Origin of the sequence: Variovorax sp. YR266, from assembly GCF_900107295.1 — a bacterium.
Classification (GTDB): Bacteria; Pseudomonadota; Gammaproteobacteria; order Burkholderiales; family Burkholderiaceae_C; genus Variovorax.
Window position 1 is genome coordinate 71,278 of the sequence record NZ_FNPM01000014.1, and the last position, 12,469, is coordinate 83,746.

Annotated in this window: 9 protein-coding genes; 8 read left to right on the forward strand and 1 reads right to left on the reverse strand. The window is 62.5% G+C overall.

What is annotated here, in order from left to right:
* Window positions 1-874 precede the first annotated feature (874 nt).
* Together BLW48_RS28585 and BLW48_RS28590 are read left to right on the forward strand one after the other, a co-directional pair.
* Entirely contained in the window at window positions 875-3,979 is a 3,105-nt protein-coding gene (locus BLW48_RS28585) for an autotransporter outer membrane beta-barrel domain-containing protein (RefSeq protein ID WP_256330982.1), read from the forward strand.
* On the forward strand, window positions 3,979-4,608 hold the full coding sequence (locus BLW48_RS28590) for a DUF4352 domain-containing protein (protein WP_177142438.1): 630 nt from the start codon (window positions 3,979-3,981) through the stop codon (window positions 4,606-4,608). Before BLW48_RS28585 ends, BLW48_RS28590 begins: the two co-directional genes overlap by 1 nt.
* 1,367 nt (window positions 4,609-5,975) lie before the next feature.
* Here BLW48_RS28590 and BLW48_RS28595 read toward each other — a convergent pair.
* A complete protein-coding gene (locus BLW48_RS28595) occupies window positions 5,976-7,022 on the reverse strand; it encodes a GlxA family transcriptional regulator (RefSeq protein ID WP_093178843.1) in 1,047 nt (348 codons plus the stop codon).
* 123 nt (window positions 7,023-7,145) lie between these two features.
* Here BLW48_RS28595 and BLW48_RS28600 point away from each other — a divergent pair, with 123 nt between their 5' ends.
* From BLW48_RS28600 to BLW48_RS28625, 6 genes are all read left to right on the forward strand, one after another.
* Window positions 7,146-7,787 (forward strand): HD domain-containing protein, encoded by a 642-nt coding sequence (locus BLW48_RS28600; protein WP_093178844.1) that lies wholly within the window; start codon window positions 7,146-7,148, stop codon window positions 7,785-7,787.
* Between the two features lie 96 nt (window positions 7,788-7,883).
* Entirely contained in the window at window positions 7,884-8,765 is an 882-nt protein-coding gene (locus BLW48_RS28605; protein ID WP_093178846.1) for an NmrA family NAD(P)-binding protein, read from the forward strand.
* A 35-nt stretch (window positions 8,766-8,800) separates the two neighbouring features.
* Window positions 8,801-9,301 (forward strand): MarR family winged helix-turn-helix transcriptional regulator, encoded by a 501-nt coding sequence (locus BLW48_RS28610; RefSeq protein WP_093178847.1) that lies wholly within the window; start codon window positions 8,801-8,803, stop codon window positions 9,299-9,301.
* A gap of 12 nt (window positions 9,302-9,313) precedes the next feature.
* On the forward strand, window positions 9,314-10,150 hold the full coding sequence (locus BLW48_RS28615) for an SDR family oxidoreductase (RefSeq protein ID WP_093178849.1): 837 nt from the start codon (window positions 9,314-9,316) through the stop codon (window positions 10,148-10,150).
* Between the two features lie 96 nt (window positions 10,151-10,246).
* Window positions 10,247-10,672 (forward strand): MarR family winged helix-turn-helix transcriptional regulator, encoded by a 426-nt coding sequence (locus tag BLW48_RS28620; protein ID WP_093178850.1) that lies wholly within the window; start codon window positions 10,247-10,249, stop codon window positions 10,670-10,672.
* A 5-nt stretch (window positions 10,673-10,677) separates the two neighbouring features.
* Window positions 10,678-12,441 (forward strand): chloride channel protein, encoded by a 1,764-nt coding sequence (locus BLW48_RS28625; RefSeq protein WP_093178852.1) that lies wholly within the window; start codon window positions 10,678-10,680, stop codon window positions 12,439-12,441.
* Window positions 12,442-12,469: the final 28 nt, after the last annotated feature.

Below are 12,469 nucleotides of genomic sequence, written 5' to 3' on the forward strand. Positions count from 1 at the left end.
GTGTCGGGACGCTGAAGGGCTATCTTGGGGTCGGAGAACACCCTGATCTCTTGGTGATCGCTATTTCAGCCTCTTGGGTATTAGGACGAGCAGGCATCAGGCGATTGGGGTCTGCAATTTGAAAGCGCGACCCTGTGCTGTCGAGGAGGAGGTTTACTGTCGCAGTTGCGGAGGTCGTGTCCGATGTCACTGGGGAACCATCGAAAGATGTTGACCCGGTTCCTCCAGGCGTTGCTGAGTCGCACGAAAACCCCCGCCGCGCCGCATTCTCGAGCGTGTCGACTGGGATGCCGGCAGCGTGCAAGGCTGCGATCTCCGCGTCGGCGTCCACGTCAAATGGCAGCTTCAAGGTGATCGTGGCGCCATGGATGGGAACCTCGACATTGCTCCGTCTTCGTCCGATTTTTTGGGGATGTTCGATCCGAAGCCAGCTTCTTCTGGGATCCGCATTCATGGGAGAGTTGGTCGCAGAGGCGATGCGGCGACGGTTGGGTCGCGGCCGAAATGCCTTCGTCGGCAAGGTTGGTTGCCGGCGCGCAGCGGCCACGGCGGAATCGTCCGGAAGCGACCCGATGGGCCCTGCTATGTTGTTTAAAGAAGACATTCAAAATAGAGTCTCTGACTAAATCGACCCTATTTGGATGCATAAAAAAACATTTTTCGTTAAGAAGTAACACTACTCACGCTCCGGATCGGTACGCACATCTTGCGCTTTGCTCTCGAGAACGGGGTATCGGTTTTTCGCGCCGGGTCACGTTTCAGAGGACATTACTTGCTCCCCCTCTCATCAAGTCAATCCCGAACGAGCGGGATATCGGTCGGTGCTGCAAAAAATGACAGGCATGCACTCCGTGAATTCCCCGGCTTGCCCCTGGTGCCGCTTCTGGTTTTGGCCTTCTTCACGGCCGTCATGACGCAGCCGGTCATTGCTCTTGCAGCCACGACCTACGAAGGAACCGTTACCGGCGTGCAGACCAACGACGAGGCGGGCGGAACCGGCAACTATTCACCGGCCTATGTCGTCACGCCCTCTCTGGGCACGCTGCACTACACCTTTGCGGCGGATGACAGCATCGACGTCAGGGGAGCCAGTGGCGACGTGTATGGCGTTCTATTGACTTTGGCTTCCAGCTCATCGCCGGTGGTGCTTGATTCCGCTGGCGGCAAGTTGAACATCTCCTCGACCAGAGGCACAGCAGATTCGGGCTGGGGGGTGTCGATGGGCATCAACGCCGAGGGCGGCACTCTCACAATCAACGGCAATACCTCGGTCTATGCGCAGTCCGACAACGCGAACAGCGCCGCCATCGGCGTGCGCGCATACCAGAGCACGGTCACCTTCAACGGCGATACAACCGTGCGCACCAGCACACCGGGTTACTCGCAGGGTGTGTGGGTCTACCAGAGCACGGTCACCTTCAATGGAGACACCACCATCGTCGTGAGCGCGAAGAGGGAGAACACCGACGGGGTCCACAACTCGGGGGGCGGCAGGAGTAGCGTCACTTTCAACGGCAACTTGACCATTGCATCGACGGGCGAGTACCCCAGCGACAACGTACATGGCATCTACAACGACAACCAGAATAGCAAGCTGAGTGTTACGGGTGATCTGAAAATCACGGCCATTGCGAATGGCTCGACTGTCTTCGGCATCCGTAACCAAGGTCGGCTCAGCGTTGGGCAGGACGTGAGCATCACGTCCACCGGAACACGTTCCGCGTTCGGCATCGCCAATACGCACCGAACGGCCCGAATGAGCTTCGCGGGTAACGTGGACATCGCCGTCGTCAGTACGACCGGGTACATTCCCTTCGGCAATCCGACGGGGATCGGCAACAGCTACCCGGGCACGTCCTCCATCAACTTCGGCAAGGCGGTCACGGTCAACGTGTCAGCCGCGGCCGAGGCCTATGCCGTCAACAACGCCAGCACGCTGAATTTCAACTCGGCAACGGACAACGTGGCGCTGCAGGTCGCGTCGTCATGCAGCGGCTGCGATGTCTATGGCATCCGCAACGACGGCGGAACGGTGACTGCCGCCGGCGGCCTGAGCATTTCGACTTCGCCCACCGGTACGGGCAATGGCTATGCAATCTGGAACGTTGCGGCAGACGGGCGCGATGCCACGGTCACGGTCAATGCCGCAGGCGGGCAGGCAGTGAAACTGCAAGGCGACCTGGTGACAGGCAGCGTGACGAACGCTGCCGGCACGAAGTACACTGGCGCACTGAACCTGAACCTGGACACCTCGGACTCCTACTTGCGCGGATCGGTCGGTGGTTTCGTGGACCCCGACCCGTCGGATGCCACGGTCTATTCGGCCGGTTCGCCCCACCTGTCGTTCTCCAAGGGCGCCTCCTGGATTCCCACGGGTACAGGCACCATGACCGCCGACTTCGGTTCGGGCACCCTGGCGCTCGCCAATGGCGGCGCGATCGACATGGCCGCGAGCTGGGGAAGCTTCCTTGCTGGAAGCATCCCCGCTTACTCGCTGCGTGTTCTCAGTATCCAGAGCTCGACGAACGCGGCGACGGTCAGCCTGGGGGAGGGCGCCACCTTTCGCATCCTCAGCGACATCCGCAACGGCGCGGCCGACAGGATTCAATTCGGCAGCGGGGTGACGGGTTTCAGCGCGACCGGCACGCAGGTGGTCGCCGTTGTGTACGACCCCGCGCTCAATGACACCAGCTGGGTCAATGCCGCGACGATGAAAACAGGCACCGTGATCCCGGCGAGCACGCCTGTCGTCGTGATCGACGCCAGTGCCGCAGCCGGTGGCACTGCACGCCTGCAGGCCGTTCGGGGCGCGACGGGCCAATGGAGCTACGAGAACGACCTCGTGCGCTTCTCGTATTCGCCCAGCGTGGCGCTCAGCGCGGACGGCAGCAAGGTCGTGCTGACCGGTTTGGCCATTGTGGGTGCGGCCGCAGACGCCAGCACCGACGCGGCGACCAGCACAAGCGGCGCCACGAGCACGAGCGCGATGACAAGCACGAGTGCGAGCACAGGCAGTTCATCCGCAGTTCCGGTGCGCATCACGCCCTCGGAGACGGTGAAGACCGCGGCTGATGCAGGCGACAGCCTTCGCAGCCTGTGGGCCTTGCGCGCCAACGGCATCGCTCGCAGAACCGAGTCACTTCGTCGCGATACGGCCTCCGAAACCTCTGGCATCTGGGCCGAGGTGGACGGCGGTGGCTTCGACGCCAAGACGGGTTACGCGAGGTCATACAGCCAGAGCTATGGCGCCCTTGCCGTCGGTGTCGACCGGAATCTGGGCGACTTCGGCGGCTGGAAAGGCCATGCGGGCGGCTCCGTCAGCTACATCAATTCCAACGCCACCTATGAGCGTGGAAACGGGAAGGCTGCCGCCATCGAACTCGCGGGCTACGGCTTGTGGGTCAACGACGGCGGAACCTACCTGCAGATTGGCGCGCGTACCGCCTCGCTGGAAAACAAGTACGCCTCTTCCGACTCGCTCGCGAGGCGCGTCACCGGCACCTATCGAACGCAGGGATACGAAGTCAGTGCCGAGGCCGGGCATCGCTTCGCTCTGCCCCAGGGCGTTTTCGTGGAGCCGCAACTAGCGCTGACTGCGAGCCGCCTGGCGGCCGACAAGCTTGTGGCGAGCAATGGCGTGACCATCAGCCAGGACAACGTCGATGGCGGCTCGGTCAGGGCCGGCGTGCTCCTGGGCAAGGCCGTGCGATTCCTTGAGCTGAGCGGCGACATCTATCTCAGGCTTTCGGCGATCAACTACTTCGGCGATGGCCTGGAGATCACGGCGGTCAAGGGCAGCGGCAGTCTTCCCGTCGATACCGAAAGCCGTAATGGCACCGGTGGCGAAGTCGGACTGGGCGGCCGCTTTGCATTCCTGCCGCGGCGAGGCTTCGTCTACTTCGAGGCTTCCAGCCTGGCCGCCAGGGGCATCCGGCGGACATGGAACCTGCGCTCGGGTTTGCGCTACGAGTGGTATTGATGGCAAACCCGCAACACCGGTTGGCAGGCTGCTTGGGTGGCCACCGAAGCTTGGCTGCGCTGCTGTTCGCAGCCACCCTGGCCATCGCACCCGTTTTTTCGATCGCGGCAGAGGGCGACGGGAAAAATTTCGCGTGGGGCACGCGGGTGACGCGGGACAACGTCGCCTTCGAATTTCAGGAAGCCAGGTACGCCAATCTGGTCGTGGACAGCAGCAGCAATGGCGATTCGCCAAAGCAGTACAAGGGCGACTTCGTCCTGCTCCAGGTGAACATCACGAACACGGCAGACCAGCCGCTCTTCGTGCGGTTTCAACCCGTGTTCAGATTGATCGATGCTTCCGGTGCACTGTATGAGCCGCATGAAATGCTCACGAAGCTGGTCAATCCGAAACAGGAAGGACAGACGGCTTTCGGCGATCCGCTTGCGGCGGGGCAGAGCATGCAAAGGCGCGTGCTCTTTTCCGTGCCGAAACAACTCTATCGAGCTGTCGTCATCGTTCCACGCAGTGCCGAAAGGGCCGACGACGGCGTTGTGACGTACTCGGGGCCGTACTTCTTCTATGACCTGGCACCCCTTCGTTCCGCGCCATCGGCAAGGAACGCCAGGGCGGCTCTGAAGACCCTGTGACGTAGCCACGGGCACGAGGTCTTCCAGCGCGAGATGGGGCGAGTTCATCGTGTTGGACGACGGCTCGGGACTCTGCTTAGTGCCCTGGTGGCCCGTAGTGGAGAAGCGCATCTGGCGTTAAGTCTGGCTCAGCGTTCCTGCGTAGCCTCATCATGGCCAACTGCCTTGCCCTGAACCTGGGCCCCTTACTGTCTCGCCTGGAGCTTCGCCGTCAACAGCGCGGCCCTGGATTCGTGAACTCGTGGTGAGTGCCATGGAAGCCAATAGCATGACGAACAAAATCGACAAGCTGACGCTTGTTCTCAAGCCCGAGCAGCGTCGCGCCATCGAGGCTGTGTGCCACCTGCTTGAACAGCGTGGCCGGCGCGCAAGCCTAGCCCAACACCTCCATGGCGGGCGTGAGCGGCTCCGGCATCCCGCGCCGCTTCAGGTCCATCACGAGCACACAGAAACCCCAGAATGCATAGGCCAGTCCAGCGCGCCACCAGGTCGCATTCGGCGGCCTGTATGGGTTCTAGGGCAGCAATGGCCTCGTGGTGCGCGCTCTGCCGAGAAGCAGGCCTCCACATGCATTGCGACCACATTCGCGATTCTTTCAATCCGAGCGAGCGTCACCGCACGCCCGCGATCGACAAATTGAGTTGGTACGTAGTTCGTGTCGCGGAAGCCCGTTTTTGATGTGCAGCTTTCTGTCGGCCGACTCCGCTGGACGAGATCTCAGCTGAAGAGTAAAAAGTCACGCGGAATCGGCCCCCCCACATGAGTTGCGTCCACTAGGGCAGGACATCAATTCTGGGCTGTGGACATCAATGATGAGATACGAGAAGTACTTGCGCGTTTGTTATTTAACATAACATAAATTGCATCAAATTTAGATGTAGCGGCTGATCAGTAATGTCGCGTTTGGCCCAAGTAGAAATGTCGCATCGTTGCCCGCTCCGGGTTCCGGAACCGAGGCACAGCGTGTTGAGTTCCGCCGATCTCTGACCCTGGTTTGGCGCGCCTTCGTAGACGCAGTCGATCAACTCCTCGGAGGTCAAGCATGAACCGCGAGACATTTTTGCGCACGCTGCGAGCCGGACTCGCAGGCCTGTCCAGGCAGGAAGTCGACGAGATCGTTGTCACACCAGGCTGCTGCGCCTATCGGCGCAACTCAGCAGTCGCATCAACCGGCTGAATCCGCAGCCATCGGTGGACTTTCGTGCATGACCTTCAGCATGACCAAAATCCCCGTCTCCAGAAGCGGGAACTCTGGATTTGCGCAATCGCCGTAGCGGTCGTTGGAACATGGACAGTTCGCTCCGGCGTGGGTCGCCGACTCTCTCGGGATTCACGGAGCGTGCATCCTGAGCACCGACACTATCGCCCTAACCGACTTCGATCCCGTCAAGTCCAGTGGCAGCCATCGCGAACCGTTGTGCGTACTCCTTGGGCGTCACCCCAAGACGCCGAACAAACGCCCTCCTCAAGACGTCCACGCTCTGATAGCCATGTCGGCGCGCAATCGACTCCAGCGATCGCCCTCCAAGCTCCAGAGCCCGGCAAACTGCTTCGAGCCGGACCTCCTCCACATACTTTGCGGGCGTGGTCTGCATCTCTCGCTGGAACATCCGCACCAACGTTCTGACACTGGTGTTTGCGACGTCGGCAAGCATCTCGACCGTGATCTCCGTGCCCAGGTGTTCGTTGACCCAGAGACGCGGGGCATCGAGGCCAGGGCTCATCCCTTTCTGAGCCTGGAGTGAGACGCTGAACTGGGCCTGCCCTCCTGGTCTTCGAAGAAACAAGACCAGGCCCTTTGCGAGCTCCAACGCAGCAGAGTTCCCCAGGTCTTCTCCAACCAATGCGAGGGCGAGGTCGATTCCAGCTGTGATTCCCGCGGACGTATAGAAGTTTCCGTCCTTCACCCAGATCGGATTCGGGTCGACCTGCACTGCGGGGTAGTGCTCGGCAAGCCGATTCGCCATGGCCCAATGGGTCGTCGCTCGGCGGCCGTCCAGCAGCCCGGCCTCTGCCAACGCAAACGCGCCCACACATATCGAGCAAACCCGCCTCACGGTTTTGGCTCGCACCCGCAGCCAATCGATCACAGTGCTGTCCATGTGCTCCAGCGAGCCCATGCCAGCAGCAACGATGAGCGTGTCGATAGGCCTGCTCGCGCGGCGCTCGTTGGCCAACGTCCGGTGTCCTCTGAGGCCGATGCCGGTATCGCTCTCCAGGCACACGTCCGCGCCCGCACTCACCAGCTCGAGCGCGTAGGGCGCGGTTTCTCCTTTGTGCATCTTGTTGGCCAGGGCAAACACCTCTGCCGGCCCTATGACATCCAGAGCATCCACCGGTGCCAGGCCCAGGATGACCACCCGCTTTTGAGCGGGTCCGATACGGGGACCATCAAGCTTCGTTCGCTTACTCATCGGAGTCTCCAGCCTCGAAAAATCAGGCCTTCATCTTGGCAGAAATCATCTGAACAATGTCTTTTACGCCAAACCTAGATCTCTAGACTTGAGTCCAAGTCAACCAGATCCGAGGCATCCGAAATGAACTCACTCGTCACTGTCGGTGGCATCACCACTCCGGACACACAGCTTGCCCGCAAGGCCGTCTCTCTGGTGCATCGCGTGCACTCCGAGACGATGATGAACCACTTGCACCGGACCTGGTGGTTTTCCGAGTTTCTTGGCAGGAAGCGCGGCCTGAAGTACGACCGGGAAGCCGTCTACCTCGCCTCCCTTCTTCACGACCTGGGGCTCACCGATGAGTACGCGGCAGACAACCGATTCGAGGTCGACGGCGCGGATGCCGCCAGCCGATTCCTGATTGCAGAGGGTTATTCGGACTCAAAGGCTCAACTGGTCTGGGATGCCATCGCCCTGCACTCCAGCGCCGGTATCGCCGACCGCAGAGAGTCGGAAGTTGCGCTGGTTCACATGGGTGCGCACGTGGATGTCATGGGCCTTCGGATAGATGAAATCACCCCTGGGCTCATCGACGACACGCTTGTCCTGTACCCACGTCTGGGCTTCAAGACAGCGTTTCAAGAGGCTCTCGCAGAGATCGCGCGCAAGAAGCCGCATACCGCGATCGGGACCGGCCTGGCGGACATCGGGCGCCGCCATGTTCATGGCCTGGAGATCCCCGACGTTTGCGACTTGCTCGACCACGCTCCGTTCGAGAGCTGAACCCCAAATAGAAAAAGTGGCCTTGTGCCTCCACTGAACGGGCACAGCTTTGTCGATTGCGAGCATATGCCCGCAGTCACTGAAAGGAATGAAATCATGACCCAAGCAGACATCCTCGTGAGTGGCGCAACGGGCCGTACAGGCGGCGCAGCGATAGACACATTGTTGAAGATGGACAGGCGTGTGCGAGCCTATGTGCGTGCGGATGGCGACGCCGCCCAGGCCCTGCGAGACCGAGGCGTCGAGATTGCCGTGGGTGATTTCACAGACCTCGATGCCATTCGCGCCGCGATGGAAGGGATTCGCTCGGCCTACTTCCTGCACCCCATCAGCCCGGGCATCGTGTACGCGAGCGCCTATTTTGCGCAGGCTGCGAAGGAGGCGGGTGTCACGGCCATCGTCAACATGTCGCAGATTTCGGCCCGGCGGGACTCGAAGAGCCATGCCGCGCAGGACCACTGGGTTGCGGAACGTGTCTTCGACTGGTCGGGCGTGGCGACGACCCACCTGCGCCCTACCTTCTTCGCCGACTGGCTCGTCTATCCCCATTTCGCGCATGAGATCTGGGCGAAAAAGCGTATTCAGTTCCCGTTCGCAGACGGCCGTCACGCCCCCATCAGCACCGACGACCAGGGTCGCGTCATTGCGCACATCCTGGCCAACCCTTCCGCACACGGGGGCAAGACCTACGCCCTTCATGGTCCGGTCGAGATGAATCACGACCAGATTGCCGCCGCCATGAGCGACGTCCTCGGTGCGAAGATCGAATATGCCCCGCTCTCCATCGAAGAGTTCCGGCATGAGATGCAGCACACCTACAAGTTCAACCCGTTCCTCGTGCAACACCTGGTCGAGGTGGCTCAGGACTATCGCAATGGGGTGTTCGCAGGGACAAACGACGCCGTCGAGCAGGTAACGGGCAAGCCGGCGCTGTCCGTTGCGGACTTCATCGCGAAGAACCGGGACGCGTTTGTCTGAAGGGCCGAGTCCGGCCCGGAACCCAGGAGCCTGGTATGCCCATCGCCGATGCGCCCGCACGGGTCGAGGACTGCAGTTGCTTTGCCATCAAGAAGGCCGCCCGGCAGGCGGCAAGGCTGTACGACGCACATCTGCAGCCGAGCGGGCTGCGGATATCGCAGTTTCTGATTCTGGCTTTGCTCGAAGAGGTCGAGAGTGCGTCCATGAATACCCTTGCCGAGCGCCTCGACACGGAACGCACGGCCATGGGAAAGATGGCCTGCGTGCTGGAGCGAGACGGCTTAGTTCAGATTGGCCCCGCGCCCACCGATGGCCGCATGCGCCTGGTGGAACTCACGCAGGCAGGGCAACGACTTCTTGATCAAGCCTTTCCCCTTTGGCTGCAGGCGCAACGCCGGATGGAAGCATTGAATGGAACGCAGAGACTGGCCGCGCTCAGGACGGAGTTGGCTGGACTGGATATGCGCAACTCATCCACTGCGCGAGCCGAACTGTCGAATCGACTGGAAATCGAACCGCAGTCGCTGGCTCACTGAAAGGAAACCATCATGTCAAGAACATGGCTTATCACTGGCACCAGCAGCGGCTTCGGCCGCCAGCTCACCGAGATTCTGCTGCAGCGAGGTGACCGGGTCGCCGCCACCGTTCGCAAGGCAGGCGCTCTGGACGACCTGAAGAAAGCGCACGGCGACCGACTCTGGGTTGAGGTCCTCGATGTCGTGCACGCCGATGACGTTCGACGTGTCGTCGAGAAGGCGTTTTCCGACCTCAAGCGGATCGACGTCGTTGTCAGCAATGAGGGATACGCGTTGCTCGGCGCGGCGGAAGAAGTTGATGACGCTCAAATCGAGCGGCAGGTCGATACCAACTTGCTTGGCTCCATACATATTGCCCGAGCCGTGATTCCGCACTTGCGCAGGCAAGGCGGAGGTCGAATCGTTCAGATTTCGTCCATGGTCGGCCAAGGCTCGTATCCAACGATGGGGGTCTACGCGGCAACCAAGTGGGGCATCGAGGGCTTCTACGAAGGAACGATTCCTGAAATCGCCAGCTTCGGAATCGAGGTCACGCTCGTCGAGCCCGGTGCCTCTCGCACAAACTTCGGGACCTCTAGCGCCGCGTTCGGCAAGACGATGGATGTGTACGAAAAGACGGCTGTCGGAGACTTTCGGCGCATGGTCGCTTCGGCGGGGCTCTCCATGTTTCGTGGTGATCCGCGCAAAGTTGCGCAGGCGATCATCGACTCGACATCACAAAGCCCCGCGCCGCGGCGACTCACCTTGGGAAGTGATGCTTACGCCTTTGTCCACGAAGCTCTGACCTCGAGGCTCTCTGCCCTGGAGGCCCAGAAGAAGTTGGCGCACTTGACTGAATTCGACGGGTGATGGGTAGGCGTAGAAACAGGCCTGCACTCTGTGTGTCACGCGACATATATATCATGACGTGATATATTCGCGGCAGTTTCGGTATTCCCCTCCGTCATGGCCTCCACCCCCCGCAAGCTCGCCAAGAAAGACTTCGAGGCGCTCTCCCAGTTCCGTTACCAGATGCGCCGCTTCGAGCGTTTCTCGGAGCGCGCCGCGCAGGCAGAAGGCCTCACGCCGCAGCAGTACCTGGTGCTGCTGCACATCAAGGGCGTGCCCGGGCGCGACTGGGCTTTGGTGGGCGAGATTGCCGAGCGCCTGCAACTGCAGCCGCATGGCGCGGTCGCGCTCGTCACGCGTTGCGAAGCGCTCGGGCTCGTGCAGCGCCGGCCCAGCGAAACCGACCGCCGCCAGGTCGAGGTGCACCTGCTCGCCAAGGGCGAGAAGCTGCTGCTGAGGCTGGCCGAACTCCACCGCGCGGAACTGCGCTCGCTCAAGGGCGTGTTCGACGTGCCGCAAATCGATCTTCCAGACGCTCCATAAGCACTATGACCGCCAAGGCTTCTTCGCATCCGCCGCGCGGCGACTTCGCGCTCAACACCCGGCTCATGCGCATCACCGTCATGGCCGCCGTCATCGGGGCCATCAGCACCGTGGCCGCCCGCGTGCTGCTCGACCTGATCCGCTTCTTCACCAACCTGTTCTTCTTCCAGACCTTCTCGCTGGCCGAGCGTTCGCCGGCCACCAACACGCTGGGCGCGTGGGTCATCGTGGTGCCGGTGATCGGCGGGCTCATCGTCGGGCTCGTCGCGCGCTATGGGTCCGACAAGATCCGCGGCCACGGCATTCCGGAAGCCATCGAGGCGATCCTGTTCGGCAAAAGCAAGATGTCGCCGAAGGTCGCGCTGCTCAAGCCGCTGTCGTCGGGCATCGTCATCGGTAGCGGCGGCCCGTTCGGTGCCGAGGGGCCGATCATCATGACCGGCGGCGCCATCGGCTCGCTGATCGCACAGCACTTTCACCTCACCGCGGCCGAGCGCAAGGCGCTGCTGGTGGCGGGTGCCACGGCCGGCATGACGGCCGTGTTCGGCACGCCGGTGGCCGCGGTGCTGCTGGCCGTCGAACTGCTGCTGTTCGAGCTGCGTCCGCGCAGCCTGCTGCCGGTGGCGGTGGCCTGCGCGGTCGCGGGCTTCGCGCGGCCGCTGCTGATGGACCCGGGCCCACTGTTCCCGCTGCAGACGGCCGTGCCCGGCCCGCTCGCCATGCTGTCGTGCGTGATCGCTGGCGTGCTGTGCGGAGCGCTGTCGGCGTCGCTTTCGATCTCGCTCTACAAGGTGGAAGACTGGTTCGGCAAGCTGCCGCTGCACTGGATGTGGTGGCCGGCCATCGGCGGCCTCGCGGTCGGCATCGGCGGCTACCTGCAGCCGCGCGCGCTGGGCGTGGGCTACGACGTGATCGGCGACCTGCTGCACAACCACCTCGCGCTCGGCGTGGTGCTCGCGCTGCTGGCGGTGAAGGCGGTCATCTGGGTCATCTCGCTGGGCTCGGGCACCTCGGGCGGCGTGCTCGCGCCGCTCCTGATGATGGGCGCCGGCCTTGGCGCCGTGCTGTCGCATATCCTGCCCGGCAACGACCCGATGCTGTGGCCGCTGGTCTGCATGGCGGCCACGCTGGGCGGCGTGATGCGCGCACCGCTCACCGCCACCATCTTCGCCTTCGGGCTCACGCACGACAGCAACGCGCTGCTGCCGCTGCTGACCACATCGGCGGTGGCCTACGGCTTCACGGTGCTGACGATGCGCCGCTCGATCCTCACCGAGAAGATCGCGCGCCGCGGCTATCACATCTACCGCGAATACGGCATCGATCCGCTGGAGCGGCATTCGGTGGAAGAGGTGATGACGCGCGAGGTGCGCAGCATCGACGCGGCCATGCCGGTGACGCAGGCGCTGTTCGAGCATTTCGGCGAAGGGCAGGCGCACCGCGCGTTCCCGGTGCTGCGCAACGGCGCGGTGATCGGCGTGGTCGACCGCGCGATGCTGGCTGCGCACGGCACGTGCGACCCGATCGCCACGGTGGGCGACGCCTGTGCCGATGCTCCGCTGTTCTTCGCGCTGCCGGGCGAGAACTGCCGCAGCGTTGCCACGCGGCTCGCGCGCCACCGGCTCGAGCGGCTGCCGGTGGTGAAGGATGCGCAGTCGCTCGTGCTGGTGGGCATCGTGGCGCGCAGCGATCTCATCAAGCCCTCGCTCGCGCACTTCGACGAAGAAGAAAAGCGCGAGCGCATGCGTGGGCTGCCATGGCAAACCTGAGCTGGCTCCGACTGCGCTCATAGGCGCC